The following is an 18,683-nucleotide window of genomic DNA, read 5'->3' on the forward strand; positions in this document are numbered from 1 at the left end:
CCGCGGGCACGCCGTCCACGCGACCGCACGCGAAAGGAACCACCGTGGCCACCACGCGCACCGCACACACCGTCTGGGAGGGCGACCTGCTCAAGGGCAGCGGCGTCGTCACCTTCGACTCCTCCGGCATCGGCCAGCAGCCCGTGTCGTGGCCGTCGCGCGCCGAGCAGGCGAACGGCAGGACCAGCCCCGAGGAGCTCATCGCCGCCGCCCACTCCAGCTGCTTCTCCATGGCCCTCTCGCACGCCCTGGCCGGCGCCGGCACCCCGCCCACCAGCCTGGAGACCAAGGCCGACGTGACCTTCCAGCCGGGCGAGGGCATCACCGGCATCCACCTCAGCGTCCGCGGCACCGTGCCCGGGGTCGATGAGCAGGGCTTCCAGGCCGCCGCCGAGGACGCCAAGAAGAACTGCCCGGTCAGCCAGGCCCTGACCGGCACCACCATCACGCTGACGGCCGAGCTGGCCTGACCGTCTTAGGCCCTGCGGTGCCGCGTTCCCGCGAGCGGAGCGCGGCACCGCTGCTACAGGCGCTCGCGGAACTCCCGCAGCAGCTTCTTGGTGCGCTGCGCCGACGCGGCCCGCGCCGTCATGTGGTCCAGCACCTCCAGGTGCGCCGCGACCTCCCGGCGGGAGTCCAGGTACAGGGCGCCGGTCAGGTACTCGGTGAACACCATGTCCGGCAACTCCGCCTCGGCGAACCGGAACAGCGTGAAGGGGGCGTACGTCCCCGGGTGCGGGCCGGCCGCGAACTCGGCGATCTGCAGGGTGACCCGGTCCCGCTCGGCGTACTCCAGCAGCCGGTCCAGCTGGTCCCGCAGCACCTCGGGGCGCTCGCTCACCGGCCGCAGCAGCACGGTCTCGTCCATGATCACCCACAGGCGGGGCGGATCGTCGCCGTCCAGCAGCCGCTGCCGTTCCATGCGCAGCGACACGTGCCGCTCGATCGTCTCCGGACCGGTCTGCCCGATCGTGCCCGCCGTCATCACGGCCCGCGCGTACGCCTCGGTCTGCAGCAGGCCGGGGACGAAGTGCGGCTCGTAGGAGCGGATGATGCGGGCGGCGCCCTCCAGGCTGACGTACAGGCTGAACCAGTCCGGCAGCACGTCGTGGAACCGCTGCCACCAGCCCGGCAGGTTGGCGTCCTCGGCGAGCCGCACGAACGCGTCCGCCTCCTCGCCCGGCACCCCGTACGTGGTCAACAGCACCTGTACGTACGGGATCTTCAGCGCGACCTCGGCCGTCTCCATCCGCCGTACGGTCGCCGCCGCCACCCGCAGGACCCCCGCCGCCTCCTCGCGGGTCAGCCCCGCGGCCTCGCGCAGTTCCTGCAGTCTCCTGCCGAGCACCACCTGGCCCACGGTGGGCGCGGGCCGCCGCTCACTCACGCCACGCCCTCCCTCCGACGCCTGCGGGCAGTCTGTCACGCGCCGCCCGTTTGCACACGGGCGGCGGCCGGCCGGTGCGCGGGGCTCATCCGGCCAGGGTGTGCAGGTACTTGGCGGTGGCCGGGTCCGCGGGCAGGAACGTCTCGATGGCGATCTCGGCGACCGTGACGTCCATGGGGGTGTTGAACGTGGAGATGGAGGAGACGAACGACAGGATCCGGCCGTCGTGCTCGATCCGCAGCGGCAGCGCGAAGTACGGCACCGGCTCGTCCGGTTCGGCGCCGGGCGCGTCCGCGGGCACCGGATAGCCGGCCACCTCCTCGTACAACTCCCGCAGCGGGCCGGAGCGGTGCAGGGCGATCTGGCGTTCCATCTGCGCCAGCAGATGCCCGCGCCACTCCCGCAGGTTGTGGATGCGAGGCGCCAGCCCCTCGGGGTGCAGCGTCAGCCGCATCGCGTTCGGTGCCGGTGTCATCAGCTCCTGCGGCACGCCCTCCAGCAGCATCGCGATGCCCCGGTTCGCGGCCAGCACCGTGTAGGTGGCGTCGACCACCAGCGCCGGATACGGCTCGTAGCCCTGGATCAGCCGTTCCATGCCGTCGCGCAGCGCGTCCAGCGCCGGGTCGTCCAGCGGGGTCTCCGGGTAGTGCGGGGCGTAACCGGCCGCCAGCATCAGGGCGTTGCGCTCCCGTACCGGTACGTCGAGGTGCTCGGCCAGCCGCAGCACCATCTCCTCGCTCGGCCGCGACCGGCCCGTCTCGATGAAGCTGATGTGCCGGGCCGAGGAGTCGGCCCGCAGCGCCAGCTCCAGCTGGGAGATCCGCCGCCGCTCCCGCCAGGCCCGCAGCAGCGGACCGACACCCGTGTCGGCGGGCGGGACGGCGGGGGCGGTTGCGGGCGCGGCAAGGGTCATACGGTCGACCGTAGTCGACGCCCCCGGCCCGCGCCGGGCGGCGGACCGGGGGACGGGGTCCCTCCGGCGGCCGCGCGGACGGCCCGGTGGTGGAGTGAGCGGGGCCCGGGCGTGGCAGGCTGAACGAGAAGCCGACCTCCACGAAGGGACCAGGACATGGCTGTCGAACCGCTGTCGCAGAAGGAGATCGAGGACCGGCTCGCCGAACTGCCCGGCTGGTCGGTGGACGGGGACCGCCTCACCCGTTCCTACCGGCTCGGCTCGCACTTCGCGGCGGCGGCCCTGGTCATGCACATCGCCGGCCTCCAGGACGAGCTGGACCACCACTCCGACCTGACCCTCGGTTACAACACCGTCTCCCTCAGCGTGAACACGCACAGCGCGGGCGACGTCGTCACCGAGAAGGACTTCTCCCTCGCCCGCAGGGTGGAGGACGTGGCCCCGGGCCACGGGGCACACTGACCCATGTGCTGGACTACGACAAGGAAGCCGACGCCTACGACGCCTCCCGCGGCGGCGAACCACGCGCCCGGGTGGCCGCCGAGGCCGTCCTCGGCCTGATACCCGACCGGCCGGGCCGGCTCCTCGACGTGGCCTGCGGCACCGGCATCGTCACCCGCCGCCTGGCGGCCGCCCGGCGCGGGCTGCGGGTGACCGGCTCCGACCTCGCCCCCGGCATGGCACGCCGGTCCGCCGCCCGCCTGCCCGGCGCGGTCCTGCTGGCCGACAGCCGCCGCCTGCCCTTCGCCGGCGCCGCCTTCGACGCCGTCACCAGCATCTGGCTGCTGCACCTGCTCGGCGACGCCGCCGCAGTCGGAGCCGTCGTCGCCGAGTGCGCCCGCGTGCTGCGGCCCGGCGGTGTGTACGTCACCACCGTCGACAAGGCCGCCGCGCACGACGTGGGCAGCGACATCGACGAGGTCCTCGCCCCGCGCCCGCGCCGCGCCGCCCGGGACGCCGCCGCGAGCGTCACCGCGCACGCCGCCGGGTGCGGTCTGATCCCGTGCGGGCAGGCCTCCTTCCCGGGCGTCGGACAGGGCCGCTCGCCCCGCGAGACCATCGCCGACCTGCGGCGCGGCTGGTTCACCGTGCTGCCGCCCGGCGACCCGCGCACCGAGGAGTTCGCCGTACGGCTGTCCCGGCTGCCGGACCAGGACCGCCCCCGGCCCGACCCGGTGTTCACGGTCCGCGCCTACCGCAAGGCGGAGGCCGCCGGCGCGTGAGCGGCGGGCTCTCTCTTTTGCCGTACCGGCAAGGTGACTGGCCCGGCCGGGTCGCGCTGTCGCACGCTGGCGGCACCCGGAAGAGAGGCTGACCCGATGGCGCACGAGCACGACCACCGCAAGCACTCCCACCAGCAGGGACACGGGCACGGACAGGGACACGGGCACGGGCACGGCGGTGGCGACACCGACATCGACTGGAACGAGATGGGTCCGCTGCTGGAGACGCAGGCGGAGCTGTTCGCCCCCGTGTACGAGCGGGCCATGGCCTGGCTCGCGCAGGAGGTCACCGAGCCCGGGCTGATCGTGGACGCGGGCAGCGGGCCCGGTGTCGTCTCCTGCCTGTTCGCCGACGCCTTCCCCGGCGCCCGGGTCGTGGCCGTCGACGGCACGGAGCCGCTGCTGGACCGCGCCCGAGCCCGTGCCGCCCGGCAGGGCGTGGCCGACCGCTTCGAGACCCTCGCCGGTGAACTGCCGGACGTGCTCGGTGAACTGGACTACCCGGCCGACCTGTTGTGGGCCAGCCGCAGCCTGCACCACCTCGGCGACCAGCGGGCCGGGCTCGCCGCCTTCGCCGACCGTCTGGCCCCCGGCGGCACCCTGGCCCTCCTGGAGGGCGGACTGCCGACCCGCTTCCTGCCCCGTGACATCGGCATCGGCCGGCCCGGGCTCCAGGCCCGCGTGGACGCGCTGGAGGAGGAGTGGTTCGCCCGGATGCGCGCGGACCTGCCCGGCTCGGTCGCGGTGACCGAGGACTGGCCGGCCCTGCTCGCCTCCGCCGGGCTGAAGCACACCCGGACCCGCACGTTCCTGCTCGACCTCCCGGCACCGGCGACCGACCGCGCCCGCGCCTACGTCGCCGCGTCCCTGGCCCGCGTCCGCGACGGCCTCGCGGGCGACCTGGACGCACAGGACCGCGCCACCCTGGACCGGCTGCTGGATCCCGCCGACCCGGCGAGTGTCCACCGTCGACCGGACGTCTTCGTGCTCGGCGCGTACACGGTCCACACGGCGGTACGGCCGGTGTGACCACCCGCCCCGGCAGCCCGCCGGGGCCGGCGGCGGCGTCTGGTCGTACGCCCCCTGGGCCGGCCCCGCGGACGTACGCCGGTGCTCAGTTGTCCTGGAGGAACTTCCGGGCCAGCCGGTCGCCGAGGGACGCGGCCGCGCTGTGGCTCTCGATGGGGGAGACCCGGGAGTTCTTGAACAGGATGTACGTCACGCCGGAGTCGGCGCCGCCGGTGGCCGGGTCGGGGTCGATGCCGAGGGCCCGGGCGGTGGCGTACGAGGCCTCGCCGATGATCTTCTCGGGCCCGGTGTCGCCGACGACGGCGTACTCGACCCTGCCCTGGTAGATCACCGCGACGACACCGCCGCCCTGGATGCCGGAGCCGGCGTAGTCCCAGATGCCGCTGGAGCTGGGCACCACCACGTACGGCAGCGCCTCCGCCGACAGGGGCCGGCCGTCGGACTGGTGGAAGCGGGTGTCGTCCTGGTACCAGGGGTCGCGGTCCTCGTTGCAGTTGGTGGTGCGGCGGCCGTCGCAGTCGATGTCCATGTCGGCCTTCCAGAAGACCGCGCCGTTCTTGCCGCACACGGCGACCGTGGCCGACGTCTCCTCGTCGGTCCGGTACTTGCCGTGCGATATCTGCGAGCAGGACCGCACCTTGGCGAGCAGGTCGGAGGCGCTGACGGAGCCCTCCTTCGCGGAGGCGGGCGCGGCGCCGGAGGAGGCGTTCGCCGGGAGCACCCCGGCGGCGAGCAGCGCGGCACCGGAGGCCGCGGCGAGGGTCAGTGTTCGAAGGCGCACTGTGGGGGAGCCCTTCTATTAGGAAACTTTCCTTACCAGGTGCCGTACAAGGTGGCCCTATCTGCATGTCCCCGTCAACCCTAGGGTTGCGAACTCCCGGAAATCCGTGCGCATTGCGCGCTTTTGCCCCCGGCGGAACACTGGCATCAGCGGGCATCTCCGGCATGTCCGGCACCGCCGACGGTCACAGCCCCGGGAGGCGAGGCGTCATGTTCGTACGCACGGTGTACGCGACCGGCGATCCGGCGAAGCTCGACACCGCCGTCCGGGCCCTGAACAGCGAGGGACACGACCTGCTCGAAGAACGTCCGGGGTACCGCGGCGCGGGCGTCTTCGCCGACCGGGAGCTCGGCAAACTCCTCACGGTCAGCTGGTCGACCTCCGAGGCGGACCGGCGCAACAGCGACGACGTGATGCGCGTACGGCGGCCCGCGCTGCTGGAGCCCTTCGCGGGCACCCTCGCGGTGGAGAACTACGAGGTCGCCGTCTTCCACGCCGTACGGCGGCCCACCCTGGGCGGCGGACTGCGCCTCACCCGCGTCGAGTTCGACCCGGCGGACGCCGACCTGTTCGCCGACACCTTCCGCGGCACCGTCGCGCCCCGGCTGGAAGCGCTGCCCGGTCTCGCCCGGGCCGCCCTGTTCCTGGACCGGGAGCGCGGACGCGGCATGGTCGGCACGCTGTTCGCCGACGCGCACTCCCTGGCCGCGTCCCGCGCCGGACAGGCGTCCGCCCGGCACGAGGGCACGGCCAAGGCGCACGTGAGCGTGACGAGCCTGGAGGAGTTCGAGGTCCTGCACGCCGACGTGCGGCGCGGCTGAACCGCACCGGCACGGGCCGGACCGGCTTGGACCTGTCCGGCGGATCTTCGTGGGCCCGCGACGCCTGGCACGCCCTCTCGCCGCACGCCCGAATCATCCAAGTACGTCCAGTACGAGGGCGATCCGGGCGCACGCCGACAGCACGCACCAGACGCCGCGGGCTGCTCCACGAAGATCCGCCGGACAGGCCCTAGTTCGCCCCGAACGCGGCCGGGTCCGGGCCCAGGCGCCGGGCCTCGTCGAGCGCGCCGATCGCCGCGAGATCCTCGTCGTCCAGCCGGAAGTCGAAGACGTCGATGTTCTCCCGGATCCGGGACGGCGTCACGGACTTGGGGATCACCACGTTGCCGAGCTGCAGGTGCCAGCGCAGCACGACCTGCGCCGGGGTGCGCTCGTGCTTGCGGGCGACGGCCACCACCGCCGGCACCTCCAGCAGGCCCTTGCCCTGGCCGAGCGGGGACCAGGCCTCGGTGGCGATGCCGTGCTCCGCGTGGAACGCGCGCGACTCCTGCTGCTGCAGGTGCGGGTGCAGCTCGATCTGGTTGACCGCCGGGACGACGGAGGTCTCGTCGAGCAGCCGGCGCAGATGCGGGGTGAGGAAGTTGGACACGCCGATCGCCCGGGCCCGGCCGTCGGCGTGCAGCTTCTCCAGCGCCCGGTAGGTGTCGACGTACGTGTCCTGGGCCGGCACCGGCCAGTGGATCAGGTACAGGTCGACGTAGTCCAGGCGCAGCTTCTTCAGCGACGCGTCGAAGGCGCGCAGCGTGGCGTCGTAGCCCTGCTCGTTGTTCCAGACCTTCGTGGTGACGAAGACGTCCTCACGGCGCAGGCCCGACGAGGCGACGGCCTTGCCGGTGCCCTTCTCGTTGCGGTAGATCGCCGCGGTGTCGATGCTGCGGTACCCGGCCTCGAGCGCCGTGGCGACGGCCCGCTCGGCCTCCTTGTCCGGCACCTGCCACACGCCGAAGCCCAGCTGGGGCATCTCGACGCCGTTGTTGAGGATGATCGGGGGGACCTTGCTGCTCACGAGCTCGTTGATCCTTCGGTTGTCGACATTGGGTGCTGCCATCGTCAACGACCGGCTGCCGGAATGCATTCCGTTCCGGCCACTGACGCAGCGTCAGCCCAAGGATGTCAGGCGCGGTACAGCGCCTCCACCTCGCCCTCGTACGCCTTCTCGATCGCCTTGCGCTTCAGCTTCAGCGACGGCGTGAGCAGACCGTGCTCCTCGGTGAACGGCTGGGCCAGGATGCGGAAGGTGCGGATCGACTCGGCCTGGGAGACGAGCGTGTTCGCGGCGACGACCGCGCGCCGCACCTCCGTCTCCAGATCGGCGTCCCTGACCAGCTGCGCCGGGGTCATCCGCGGCTTGCCACGCATCTGCAGCCAGTGCTCCACGGCCTCCTGGTCCAGGGTGACCAGGGCGGCGATGTACGGGCGGTCGTTGCCGACCACGATGCACTGGTTGACCAGCGGATGGTCGCGGACCCGCTCCTCCAGGACGCCCGGGGAGACGCTCTTGCCGCCCGATGTGACCAGGATCTCCTTCTTGCGGCCGGTGATCGTGAGATAGCCGTCCTCGTCGAGGGAGCCCAGGTCGCCGGTGGCGAGCCAGCCGTCGTGCAGGGTCGCGTCGGTGGCCTTCTGGTTGTTCAGGTAGCCCTGGAAGACGTTGTCGCCGTGCAGCCAGATCTCCCCGTCGTCCGCGATGTGGACCGTGACGCCGGGAATGGCCTGGCCGACCGTGCCGTACCGGGTGCGCTCGGGCGGGTTCGCGGTGGCCGCCGCCGTCGACTCGGTCAGTCCGTAGCCCTCGTAGATCTGCACGCCCGCGCCCGCGAAGAACAGTCCCAGCCGGCGGTCCATGGCCGAGCCCCCGGACATCGCGTTGCGGATCAGTCCGCCCATCGCCGAGCGGACCTTGGTGTACACCAGCTTGTCGAACAGCTGGTGCTGCATGCGCAGCGCCGCCGACGGGCCCGGCCCGGTGCCCCAGGCCTTGGCCTCCACGGCGTCCGCGTACTTCACCGCGACCTCGACCGCCTTCTCGAACGGCCCCGCCTTCCCCTCCTTCTCCGCCTTCCGCCGGGCCGCGTTGAACACCTTCTCGAAGATGTACGGCACCGCCAGGATGAACGTCGGCCGGAACGCGGCCAGGTCCGGCAGCAGCGCCGCCGCGTGCAGCTGCGGCTGGTGCCCGAAACGGACCCCGCCGCGGATCGCCGCGACCTCGACCATCCGCCCGAAGACGTGGGCCAGGGGCAGGAACAGCAGGGTGGAGGCCGCGGCGTCGCGCTTGGAGTGGAACACCGGCTCCCAGCGCCGGACCATCGTGTCCGCCTCGTACATGAAATTGCCGTGGGAGAGGACGCAGCCCTTGGGGCGGCCGGTCGTGCCCGAGGTGTAGATGATCGTGGCCGTCGAGTCCGGGGTGACCGCCTGCCGGTGTCGGTGCACCACCTCGTCGTCCACGTGCGCGCCGGCGTCGTACAGCTCCTGCACGCAGCCCGAGTCCAGCTGCCACAGCTGGCGCAGCTGCGGCAGCCGGCCGATGACGGTGGCGATGGTCATCGCGTGGTCCTCGTGCTCCACGACCGCCGCCGACACCTCGGCGTCGTACAGCATCCAGAAGCACTGCTCGGCCGAGGAGGTCGGGTAGATCGGTACCACCTGGGCGCCGATCGTCCACAGCGCGTAGTCGAACAGGGTCCACTCGTAGCGGGTGCGGGACATGATCGCGACCCGGTCGCCGAAGCGGACACCGCGCGCGAGGAGCCCCTTGGCGAGCGCGAGGACCTCGTCGCGGAACTCCGCGGCGGTCACGTCACGCCACTGTCCGGCCTCCTTGCGGCCCAGGGCGATGTGCAGCGGGTCGTTCTGGGCGCGCTCGAAGACGGTGTCGGCCAGACCGCCCACGGGCGGCGCAGACGCCGACGGAGGGTTGGTGAACTCGCGCAAACCCCGCTCCCGGTCCTCGCTCCTAGGTCATCCCCGTGATGCTCCGCACAGCGCCGTGAAAGCTACCCCACCCGCCCGCCGGACGGGAGGGGTAAGGAAGCCGGGCAAACCGTGCGTTCCGCCCCGGTGGTGGCCGGAAAATGCCCGCACATGGGGAAGGGACGGACACAATACTGACGGGTCAGTAAGTTTCGGGAGCGTAATCTCCACCGAATCTGTACGCGCCGATTACGGCCGACGGGGCCGCCGATTCACGACGGGGGAAGGCGGGCGGGGCGGGGCCGGCGGGGACCGGGCTCGCGCCGGGACGGCGTGCGGGCGGGGGCGGCGCAGGCCGGCTCCGGGCCGGGAGCGCGTGTGGCAGGGGCGGCAGGGGCCGCCGGTTTCACGCCGGGGACGCGGGTGGGGCGGGATCGGCGGGGGCCGGTTTCGCGCCGGGAGCGCGACCGGGGTGCCCTCAGCGCGGGCCGGTTCCGTCCCGGTGCAGTCGGTCGCCGCCCGCCAGGATCGCCGCGGCCAGGGCGTTCGCCGCCTCCTGGGCGGTGCCCCGCCGCGGGCCGTGGACGAGGACGAAGTCGACCTTGCCCAGCTCCGGCAGCCCCGCCCGCTCAGGCAGCCGGACCAGACCCGGCGGGATCAGTCGCCGGGAGTGGGCCATCACGCCGAGGCCCGCGCGGGCGGCGGCGACGAGGCCGTTGAGGCTGCCGCTGGTGCAGGCGATCCGCCAGGCCCGACCCTGCCCGTCCAGGGTCTCCAGGGCGCGGGCACGGGTGATCCCCGGCGGCGGATACACGATCAGCGGGACCGGGCGGTCGGGGTCCAGGCGCAGGCGCTGCGCGCCGATCCACACCAGGTCGTCCCGCCAGACCAGCTCGCCGCGCGGGTCCTGCGGGCGCCGCTTGGCCAGCACCAGGTCGAGCTTCCCGCCGGCCAGCTGCTCGTGCAGGGTGCCGGACAGCTCCACGGTCAGCTCCAGGTCGACCTCGGGATGGTCGTGCCGGAAGCCCTCCAGGATCTCCGGCAGCCGGGTGAGGACGAAGTCCTCGGAGGCACCGAACCGCAGCCGGCCCCGCACCCGGGTGCCGGTGAAGAACGCCGTCGCCTGCTCGTGCACCTCCAGGATGCGGCGGGCGAAGCCCAGCATGGCCTCGCCGTCGTCGGTCAGCTCCACGGAGTGCGTGTCCCGGGTGAACAGCGGACGGCCGGCTGCGTCCTCCAGTCGGCGCACGTGCTGACTGACCGTGGACTGGCGCAGCCCCAGCCGCTGGGCGGCCTGCGTGAAGCTGAGGGTCTGGGCCACGGCGAGGAACGTGCGCAGGTGCGAGGGGTCGTACACCCCCCAAGCCTATGTCCGGTCATCACGGTATGCGATGACAGTCAGAGCGGTATACCGGATTCCCGATCGGCTCGCCGGAGAGGACGATGGAGGGGGGCCTTCCGGGCCCGTGAGACCAGACCCATCGGAGCACCGTGAGAAGCCTGCGCCTGCCGAGCTGGATCCCGATCGACCCGTACATCCTGCTGCTGCTCGGGACGGTGGGTCTCGCCGCGCTGTTCCCCGCCGAGGGGACCGGCGCCGACGTGGCCTCGGGGGCGTCCACCGCCGCCATCGCGCTGCTCTTCTTCCTCTACGGCGTACGGCTCTCCACCCGCGAGGCGCTGGACGGCCTGCGGCACTGGCGGCTCCACATCACCGTCCTGGCCTGCACCTTCGTGCTCTTCCCGGTGCTGGGGCTGGCCGCCCGCGGACTGGTGCCGGTGCTGCTGACCCAGCCGCTGTACCAGGGACTGCTGTTCCTGACCCTGGTGCCCTCGACGATTCAGTCCTCGATCGCGTTCACCTCCATCGCGCGCGGCAACGTGCCCGCCGCGATCTGCGCCGGTTCCTTCTCCTCCCTCGCCGGCATCGTGCTCACCCCGCTCCTGGCGGCCGGCCTGATCGGCGGCGGCGCCGGCGGGTTCTCCGCCGACTCGCTGGTGAAGATCGTGCTCCAACTGCTGGTTCCGTTCGTGGCCGGCCAGCTGCTGCGCCACTGGCTCGGGGACTTCGTCGCCCGGCACAAGAAGGTCCTCGGGCTGGTCGACCGCGGCTCGATCCTGCTGGTCGTGTACACCGCGTTCAGCGAGGGCATGGCCCAGGGCATCTGGCACCAGGTCAGCGCGGTCCGGCTCGGCGCGCTGCTCGCCGTCGAGGCGGTCCTGCTCGCCGTGATGCTCTCCCTGACCTGGTACGGCGCCAGGGCGCTCGGCTTCGGCCGCGAGGACCGCATCGCCATCCAGTTCGCCGGGTCGAAGAAGTCCCTCGCCTCCGGGCTGCCCATGGCGAGCGTCCTGTTCAGCGCCCACGCCTCCCTGGCGGTGCTGCCGCTGATGCTGTTCCACCAGATGCAGCTGATGGTGTGCGCGGTCATCGCCAAGCGCCGGGCCCGCGACCCGGAGGAGCCCGCACGGGAGCCGGCCGGTGCGGTGGGCGGAGGGCGGTCGCGGCAGCGGGTCCTGCGCTGAGCCCGGGTTGCGGCTCGTCCGTCAGGGGCGCAGGACGACCTTGCCCAGGTTGGCCCGCGACTCGATCACCTCGTGCGCCTTCGCCGCCTCCTCCAGCGGGAACTCGGCGTGCACGGCGGGCTTCAGGGCGCCCTCGGCGAACAGCCGCCACAGCTCCTGGCGCCACTCCTCGTAGGTGCCCGGGCGGCCGCGGGCGATGAGCGCCATCTGGAAGCCGATCACCGACTTGGCACCCACCAGCAGGTCGTACGCCCGGATGGTGCCGCCGCCCGAGCTGTAGGCGACGAGGCGGCCGTGCGGGGCGAGGGCGGCGACGGCCGGAGCGAGCAGGTCGCCGCCGACCGCGTCCAGTACACAGTCGACAGGCTCCCCCCAACTGTCGTCCCCATACTGAATACAGTCGTCCGCGCCCAGAGAGCGGACAAAACCGGCCTTCGACCGGTCCGACACCGCCCCCACCACCCGGCCCGCGCCCCCGATCCGCGCGAGCTGCACCGCCAGATACCCGACACCGCTCGCCGCGGCCGTCACGAGCACCGACTCGCCGGGCGCCGGCCGTGCCGCCCGCAGCGCCCCGAGCGCGACCAGACCGCTGCGGACCAGCGCGACCGCGTCGACGCACCCGGCGCCCCGGGGAATCGGGGAGGCCATGCACTCGTGGAGCACGGCCAGGTCGGCGTACCCGTGCCCGAAGCACAGGCCGGTCACCCGGTCACCGGCCCGGAAACGGGTGGCACCCGCACCGACGGCCACCACCTCGCCGGCGATCTCCCCGCCCAGCGCGATCGGCTCGGCGGCCTCCGTCACCTTGCGGACCACGGGCAGGGTCACGCCGACCGCCTCGCAGCGGACCAGCAGCTCGCCGGGGCCGGGCCGGGGAGCGGGAACCTCCTCCAGGAGCAGGGGGCCACCGGGGGAGTCGTACCGCACGCGACGCATCGCCCACCTCCCAAAGTCGTTGGGAGTCCCAACGGTACAAGGTATTCGTGGGGAAGTCCAACGATTCCGGGTAGGCTGCTCCCATGGCCGAAGCCCCCCTCCCCGCGATCCGCGCCCTGCCCAGCTGGCTCCTCGGCCGGGCCGCCGCCCGCGGCCGCGCCCTGGTCGCCGAGGCCCTCGCCGCCGAGGGCATGAAGATGTGGCACCACGTGGTGCTCTCCGCCGTCCGTGACCTCGCGCCCGTCGCCCAGGCCGACCTCGGCCGCGGTGTTGGCCTGGACCCCAAGGACCTGGTCGGCGTCCTGAACGACCTGCAGTCCGCGGGCCTCGTCGTCCGCGAGCCCGACCCCCGGGACCGCCGCAAGAACGCCGTCTCCCTCACCGGCGACGGCACCCGCCTCCTCGTCCGCTGCGAACGGGCCGCCCGCGAGGCCAACGACGAACTGCTCGCCCCGCTGTCCCCGGGCGAACGGCAGCACTTCACGGATCTGCTGACCCGGATCTCCGGTACGGACGGCTGACGCTCTGCCATGACCGCAGCTCCCACCGGCTGACCCGTCCCGGAGGCGCACGGGCCCGCACGATGAACGGCGGGGCCCCGGCGGCGCAGGGGGCGCTCCCCGCCGGCCGGGGACCCGCCGCCGTGCCGCGGGGACCCGCCTCAGCCCTGCCCGGCCGCGGCCGTCAGGGCGACGCGGTCCTCGCCCGCGTACACGTTCATGGAGCTGCCCCGCAGGAAGCCCACCAGGGTCAGCCCGGTCTCGGCGGCCAGGTCCACCGCCAGCGACGAGGGCGCCGACACCGCCGCCAGCACCGGGATCCCCGCCATCACGGCCTTCTGCGCCAGCTCGAACGAGGCCCGGCCCGACACCAGCAGGATCGCCCGCGACAGGGGCAGGTCGTCGTTCTGCAGGGCCCGGCCCACCAGCTTGTCGACCGCGTTGTGCCGGCCCACGTCCTCCCGTATGTCCAGCAGCTCGCCGTCCTCCGTGAACAGCGCCGCCGCGTGCAGACCGCCGGTCCGGTCGAACACCCGCTGCGCCGCGCGCAGCCGGTCCGGGAGGCTCGACAGCAGTTCCGGGGTGACCCGCAGCGGGGGAGTGTCCGCGATCGGCCAGCGCGCGGTCGTCCGTACGGCGTCCAGGCTGGCCTTGCCGCACAGCCCGCACGACGAGGACGTGTACACGTTCCGCTCCAGCGTGAAATCGGGCAGCGCGACGCCCGGCGCGGTCCGCACGTCCACCACGTTGTAGGTGTTGGCGCCGTCCGCGGTCGCCCCCGCGCAGTAGACGATGTTCTGCAGATCGGATGCCGAGGCCAGCACACCCTCGCTCACCAGGAAGCCCGCGGCCAGCGCGAAGTCGTCGCCCGGCGTCCGCATGGTGATCGCCAGCGGCCGGCCGCCGAGCCGGATCTCCAGCGGCTCCTCGGCGACGAGCGTGTCCGGCCGGGTGGAGACCGCCCCGTCCCGGACCCGCAGGACCTTGCGCCGCTCCGTGACTCGTCCCATGTCCTGATCAGCCCCGGTTCTGTACGTGCTGGTAGCCGAAACGGCCCTTGATGCAGAGATTGCCGTGGGTCACCGGGCTGTCGTGCGGCGAGGTGACCTTCACGATCTCATTGTCCTGCACGTGCAGCGTGAGGTTGCAGCCCACTCCGCAGTACGCGCACACCGTCGTCGTCTCCGTCTGCTTCGACTCGTCCCACGTACCCGCCGCCCGCATGTCGAACTCCGACTTGAACGACAGCGCCCCCGTCGGGCACACCTCCACACAGTTCCCGCAGTACACACAGGCCGAGTCGGTCAGCGGCGCGTCGTGCTCCACCGCGATCCGGGCGTCGAAACCGCGCCCGGCGACCGCGATCGCGAACGTGTTCTGCCACTGGTCGCCGCAGGCGTCGACGCACTTGTAGCACAGGATGCACTTGCCGTAGTCGCGCACGTACAGCTCGTTGTCGACCTTCGGCTCCTCGTTCAGCCGGGCCGCGTCCGGGCCGAAACGGTCCGGCTTCGCCTCGTACTCCTTGATCCAGCCGGCCACCCGCGGCGTCGTCGACAGATCGACCGAGGAGGCGAGCAGCTCCAGGACCACCTTGCGGCTGTGCCGGGTGCGCTCGGTGTCCGTACGCACCACCATGCCGGGCTCGGCCCGGCGCGAGCAGGCCGGTTGCAGCGTGCGGGACCCCTCCACCTCCACCACGCACACCCGGCAGGCGTTCTTCGGCCGCAGCGTGTCGCCCTCGCACAGCGTGGGCACGTCCGTCCCGGCGGCCCGGCAGGCGTCCAGCACGGTCGAGCCCTCCGGAACCCTCGTCTCCCGCCCGTCGAGCGTGAACTCGACCAGCCGGCGCGGCACTCCGAGCGGTATCGCGGTCATTCGTACGCCCCCAGACGGTCGATGGCGGATTCCACGGCGTTCCACGCGGTCTGCCCCAGACCGCAGATCGAGGCGTCCCGCATCGCCCGCCCCACCTCACGGAGCAACGCGATGTCGTCGGCGGCCCCCGCGCCCGTGCGGTCGGCGATCCGGCGCAGCGCCTCCTCCTGCCGGACCGTCCCCACCCGGCAGGGCACGCACTGTCCGCAGGACTCGTCCCGGAAGAACTCGGCGATGCGCAGCAGCAGCCGGGGCAGCGGCACGGTGTCGTCGAAGGCCAGCACGACACCGGAGCCGAGCGTCGTGCCCGCCTCCCGGGTGCCCTCGAAGGTCAGCGGGAGATCCAGCTCGTCCGGTCGGACGAAACCGCCCGCCGCGCCGCCGAGCAGCACCGCCCGGAGCCGGTCCCGCACCCCGGCCAGCTCCAGCAGCTCGCCGAGCGTCGCCCCGAACGGCACCTCGTACACGCCGGGCCGCGCCACGCTGCCCGACACGCAGAACAGTTTCGGGCCGGTGGACCCGGCGGTGCCGGTCGCCGCATAGGCCGGCGCGCCCAGGGTGAGCACCGGCAGCACGTTGACCAGCGTCTCCACGTTGTTCTCGACCGTCGGCCGGCCGAACAGGCCCTGGTCCACCGGGAACGGCGGCTTGGAGCGCGGCTCACCCCGGTAGCCCTCGATCGAGTTGAACAGGGCGGTCTCCTCGCCGCAGATGTACGCCCCGGCGCCGCGGCGGATCTCGATGTCCAGGCCGTAGCCCTGGCCGAGGATGTCGTCGCCGAGCAGACCGCGGGCCCGGGCCTGGTCGACGGCATGCCGCATACGGTCGACCGCGCGCGGATATTCACCGCGGATGTATACGAAAGCCCGCTGCGCCGAGATCGCATACGACGCGATCGTGATCGCCTCCACGAGCGCGAACGGGTCACCCTCCATCAGCACCCGGTCCTTGAACGTGCCCGGCTCCGATTCGTCGGCGTTGCACACCAGATAGTGCGGACGGGCGGGATGCGATGCCGTCGCCTGCCACTTGCGGCCGGTCGGGAACGCGGCCCCGCCCCGCCCGACCAGCCCCGAGTCGGTCACCTCCCGGATCACCCCGGCCGGCCCCAGCTCGAAGGCCCGGCGCAGCGCCGTGTAGCCGCCGTGCGCCCGGTAGTCGTCCAGCGAGGCCGGGTCGACGACGCCCACGCGCCGCAGCAGGACGAGTCCCTCCTGCCCGGCCTGCGGCACAGCCGCAGCGGCCGCCGGCTCTCCGGGCGCCGCGTCCGGCACGGTCGCCGCCGCCACGGCCGCCTTTACCGTCGCCGGCGCCGACACCGCCGTACGGACCGGATCACCCGCCCGGATCGCCAGCGCGGCCGGGGCGCGTTCGCACAGGCCCAGGCAGGGGCTGCGCTCGACGCTCACCCCGCTGCCAGGGCCGAGCCGTGCCTCGACCCCGGCGCACAGTTCACCGGCGCCGGCGGCCGTGCACGCCAGGTCCGTGCAGACGTGCAGGACGGTCGCCGGACGCGGCCGCACGGAGAACATGGCGTAGAAGGTCGCCACCCCGTAGGCCTCCGCGGGCGGGACGGTCAGCCGTCGGCACAAGTAGTCCAGGGCGCCCTCGCTGATCCAGCCGACGCGGTCGTTGAGCGCGTGCAGCCCCGGCAGCAGCAGGTCGCGGCGGTCACGGGCCGCACGGCCGCCCCGCGCCCACCTCAGGTCCGCGTCCGACCGGTCGGCGCCCTCCCAGGAGGACTCCGCCGGCCCCAACAGGGCGTCGACGGCGGCCCGTTCCTCATCCGTCGGCTTGCCGTCGCCGAAGTGCAGGTCCACGTCGGATCACCTCACGTACGTCGTGGCCGGGAGCTTCTCGATCCGGATCGCCGACGCCTTGAACTCCGCCGTCCCCGCGATCGGGCACGTCGCCTCGATCGTCAGCGCGTTGGTGTCCACCTCGTCGGGGAAGTGCATGGTCATGAAGGCCAGTCCGGGCCGCAGCCCCGTGTCGATCCACACCGGCGCCACCACCGAGCCGCGCCGCGAGGACACCCGGACCTCCTCACCGACGACCACCCCGTACCGCTCGGCGTCCTCCGGGCACAGCTCCACGTACTCGCCGCGCCTGAGCGGCGAGGCGAAACCACCGCTCTGCACCCCGGTGTTGTACGAGTCCAGCCGCCGCCCGGTGGTCAGCCGGATGGGGTACTCCTCGTCGGTGAGGTCCACCGGCGGGTCGTGCCGCACCAGCCCGAAGGGCGCCGCCCGGCCCCGCCGGCCGGGATCCGTCTCCCACAACCGGCCGTGCAGATACGGCGGTTCGAGCGACTCGGTGCTCGGGCAGGGCCACTGGATGCCCTGGTGCTCCACCAGCCGCTCGTACGTCATCCCGTAGTGGTCCGGCGACACCGACCGCAGCTCGTTCCAGACGGCCTCCGGGTCCGCGTACTTCCAGTCGTGGCCGAGCCGGGCCGCCAGGTCGCAGATGATGTCGATGTCCTCGCGGGCCTCGCCGGGCGGGGTGACGGCCCGGCGCACCCGCTGCACCCGCCGCTCGCTGTTGGTGGTGGTGCCCTCCGTCTCCGCCCAGCCGGCGGTCGCCGGCAGCACCACGTCGGCCAGTTCGGCGGTCTTCGTGAGGAAGATGTCCTGCACGACGAGGAAGTCCAGCGCCCCCAGCCGCCGTATCGCCTGTTCGGTGTCGGCCTCCGACTGCGCCGGGTTCTCCCCGACGCAGTACACGGCCCGCAGCGAGCCGTCCTCCATGGCCTTGAACATGTCCGTCAGGTCCAGCCCGTAGTGCGGCTCGATCACCGTGTCCCAGGCCGACTCGAACCGCAGCCGCACCTCGGGGTCGAGGATGTCCTGGAAGCCGGGCAGCCGGTTGGGGATCGCGCCCATGTCGCCGCCGCCCTGCACGTTGTTCTGCCCGCGCAGCGGCTGCAGACCGGAGCCGTAGCGGCCGACGTGACCGGTGAGCAGGGAGAGGTTGATCAGGGCGCGGACGTTGTCGGTGCCGTTGTGGTGCTCGGTGATGCCCAGCGTCCAGCACAACTGAGCGCGCTCGGCCCGCGCGTAGGCGTGCGCCAGCTCACGGATCGCGCGGGCCGGCACGCCCGTCACCTTCTCGGCGAGCGACAGCGTCCACGGCTCGACCAGCTTCCGGTACTCCTCGAAACCGGTCGTCGCCCGCCCGACGAACGCCTCGTTGACCAGGCCCGCGTGGATGATCTCGCGCCCGACCGCGTGCGCCAGCGGGATGTCCGTGCCCACGTTCAGCCCGAGCCAGCTCTCCGCCCACTCGGCGGTGGAGGTGCGGCGCGGGTCGACCGCATACATCCGGGCACCGTTGTGTATGCCCTTGAGCACGTGCTGGAAGAAGATCGGGTGCGCGAAGCGGGCGTTGGAGCCCCACATCACGATGACGTCGGTGTGCTCGATCTCCTCGTACGACGACGTGCCCCCGCCGGAGCCGAACGCCGCCGCCAGCCCGGCCACGCTGGGCGCGTGACAGGTCCGGTTGCACGAGTCGACGTTGTGGGTGCCCATCACGACCCGGGCGAACTTCTGCGCCACGTAGTTCATCTCGTTGGTCGCGCGGGAGCAGGAGAACATGCCGAACGCGCCCCGGTTGCGCGTCAGGCCCCGCGCCGTCCGGTCCAGCGCCTCCTCCCAGCTCGCCCGCCGGAACGGTTCGTCGCGCGCGTCGCGCACCAGGGGGTGGGTGAGCCGGGTGTAGGTCTTCGATGGCCGCTTCCTCATACG

Annotated in this window: 18 protein-coding genes; 7 read left to right on the forward strand and 11 right to left on the reverse strand. The window is 72.8% G+C overall.

What is annotated here, in order from left to right:
• The first annotated feature begins 44 nt into the window (after positions 1-44).
• The gene (locus tag ABZ854_RS08405) at positions 45-470 is read left to right on the forward strand and encodes an OsmC family protein (RefSeq protein WP_129305704.1); all 426 of its coding nucleotides are present in this window, start codon (positions 45-47) and stop codon (positions 468-470) included.
• A 53-nt stretch (positions 471-523) separates the two neighbouring features.
• Here ABZ854_RS08405 and ABZ854_RS08410 read toward each other — a convergent pair whose 3' ends face one another.
• Both ABZ854_RS08410 and ABZ854_RS08415 read right to left on the reverse strand, forming a co-directional pair.
• Positions 524-1,387: a helix-turn-helix transcriptional regulator gene (locus ABZ854_RS08410; protein WP_361206217.1), complete on the reverse strand. Its 864-nt coding sequence runs from the start codon at positions 1,385-1,387 to the stop codon at positions 524-526.
• An 85-nt stretch (positions 1,388-1,472) separates the two neighbouring features.
• Positions 1,473-2,300 carry a helix-turn-helix transcriptional regulator gene (locus tag ABZ854_RS08415; RefSeq protein ID WP_361206220.1) on the reverse strand — a complete coding sequence of 276 codons (828 nt, stop codon included), beginning with the start codon at positions 2,298-2,300 and terminating at the stop codon, positions 1,473-1,475.
• Positions 2,301-2,456: 156 nt separating this feature from the next.
• Between ABZ854_RS08415 and ABZ854_RS08420 the strand changes: the two genes are divergently transcribed.
• From ABZ854_RS08420 to ABZ854_RS08430, 3 genes are all read left to right on the forward strand, one after another.
• Entirely contained in the window at positions 2,457-2,762 is a 306-nt protein-coding gene (locus ABZ854_RS08420) for a 4a-hydroxytetrahydrobiopterin dehydratase (protein WP_129305701.1), read from the forward strand.
• A 5-nt stretch (positions 2,763-2,767) separates the two neighbouring features.
• Positions 2,768-3,523, forward strand: coding sequence for a class I SAM-dependent methyltransferase (locus ABZ854_RS08425; RefSeq protein ID WP_361206223.1), 756 nt, complete (start codon positions 2,768-2,770; stop codon positions 3,521-3,523).
• A 96-nt stretch (positions 3,524-3,619) separates the two neighbouring features.
• The gene (locus ABZ854_RS08430) at positions 3,620-4,552 is read left to right on the forward strand and encodes a class I SAM-dependent methyltransferase (protein WP_361206226.1); all 933 of its coding nucleotides are present in this window, start codon (positions 3,620-3,622) and stop codon (positions 4,550-4,552) included.
• Between the two features lie 85 nt (positions 4,553-4,637).
• Here the strand turns inward: ABZ854_RS08430 and ABZ854_RS08435 are convergent, their stop codons facing one another.
• Positions 4,638-5,333, reverse strand: coding sequence for a glycoside hydrolase family 75 protein (locus ABZ854_RS08435; RefSeq protein ID WP_361206229.1), 696 nt, complete (start codon positions 5,331-5,333; stop codon positions 4,638-4,640).
• 209 nt (positions 5,334-5,542) lie between these two features.
• On the opposite strand from ABZ854_RS08435, the gene ABZ854_RS08440 reads away from it, so the two are divergent.
• On the forward strand, positions 5,543-6,154 hold the full coding sequence (locus ABZ854_RS08440) for a hypothetical protein (protein WP_361206232.1): 612 nt from the start codon (positions 5,543-5,545) through the stop codon (positions 6,152-6,154).
• A gap of 190 nt (positions 6,155-6,344) precedes the next feature.
• Here the strand turns inward: ABZ854_RS08440 and ABZ854_RS08445 are convergent, their stop codons facing one another.
• The 3 genes from ABZ854_RS08445 to ABZ854_RS08455 all read right to left on the reverse strand — a co-directional run bounded on the left by ABZ854_RS08445 (position 6,345) and on the right by ABZ854_RS08455 (position 10,448).
• On the reverse strand, positions 6,345-7,181 hold the full coding sequence (locus ABZ854_RS08445; RefSeq protein ID WP_361206235.1) for an aldo/keto reductase: 837 nt from the start codon (positions 7,179-7,181) through the stop codon (positions 6,345-6,347).
• A gap of 107 nt (positions 7,182-7,288) precedes the next feature.
• Positions 7,289-9,112: an AMP-dependent synthetase/ligase gene (locus ABZ854_RS08450; protein ID WP_361206237.1), complete on the reverse strand. Its 1,824-nt coding sequence runs from the start codon at positions 9,110-9,112 to the stop codon at positions 7,289-7,291.
• A gap of 457 nt (positions 9,113-9,569) precedes the next feature.
• The gene (locus tag ABZ854_RS08455) at positions 9,570-10,448 is read right to left on the reverse strand and encodes a LysR substrate-binding domain-containing protein (protein ID WP_361206239.1); all 879 of its coding nucleotides are present in this window, start codon (positions 10,446-10,448) and stop codon (positions 9,570-9,572) included.
• Positions 10,449-10,582: 134 nt separating this feature from the next.
• On the opposite strand from ABZ854_RS08455, the gene ABZ854_RS08460 reads away from it, so the two are divergent.
• Complete coding sequence (locus tag ABZ854_RS08460) at positions 10,583-11,617, forward strand: bile acid:sodium symporter family protein (RefSeq protein WP_361206242.1); 1,035 nt, start codon at positions 10,583-10,585, stop codon at positions 11,615-11,617.
• A 21-nt stretch (positions 11,618-11,638) separates the two neighbouring features.
• On the opposite strand, the gene ABZ854_RS08465 is transcribed toward ABZ854_RS08460, so the two are convergent.
• A complete protein-coding gene (locus ABZ854_RS08465) occupies positions 11,639-12,556 on the reverse strand; it encodes a zinc-binding dehydrogenase (protein WP_361206245.1) in 918 nt (305 codons plus the stop codon).
• Positions 12,557-12,639: 83 nt separating this feature from the next.
• On the opposite strand from ABZ854_RS08465, the gene ABZ854_RS08470 reads away from it, so the two are divergent.
• Entirely contained in the window at positions 12,640-13,077 is a 438-nt protein-coding gene (locus ABZ854_RS08470; RefSeq protein ID WP_361206248.1) for a MarR family winged helix-turn-helix transcriptional regulator, read from the forward strand.
• Between the two features lie 140 nt (positions 13,078-13,217).
• On the opposite strand, the gene fdhD is transcribed toward ABZ854_RS08470, so the two are convergent.
• From fdhD to ABZ854_RS08490, 4 genes are read right to left on the reverse strand one after another with little or no spacing between them, the layout of a single operon-like run.
• Entirely contained in the window at positions 13,218-14,066 is an 849-nt protein-coding gene (gene fdhD / locus ABZ854_RS08475; protein WP_361206251.1) for a formate dehydrogenase accessory sulfurtransferase FdhD, read from the reverse strand.
• Between the two features lie 7 nt (positions 14,067-14,073).
• Positions 14,074-14,934, reverse strand: a complete 861-nt coding sequence (locus ABZ854_RS08480; RefSeq protein ID WP_361206254.1) for a 2Fe-2S iron-sulfur cluster-binding protein — start codon at positions 14,932-14,934, stop codon at positions 14,074-14,076.
• Complete coding sequence (locus ABZ854_RS08485; RefSeq protein WP_361206257.1) at positions 14,931-16,754, reverse strand: NADH-ubiquinone oxidoreductase-F iron-sulfur binding region domain-containing protein; 1,824 nt, start codon at positions 16,752-16,754, stop codon at positions 14,931-14,933. The genes ABZ854_RS08480 and ABZ854_RS08485 overlap by 4 nt, the downstream gene beginning before the upstream one ends.
• 6 nt (positions 16,755-16,760) lie before the next feature.
• Entirely contained in the window at positions 16,761-18,680 is a 1,920-nt protein-coding gene (locus tag ABZ854_RS08490; protein WP_361206260.1) for a molybdopterin-dependent oxidoreductase, read from the reverse strand.
• Between the last annotated feature and the right edge of the window lie 3 nt (positions 18,681-18,683).

Source organism: Streptomyces sp. NPDC047028 (assembly GCF_040644095.1).
Classification (GTDB): Bacteria; Actinomycetota; Actinomycetes; order Streptomycetales; family Streptomycetaceae; genus Streptomyces.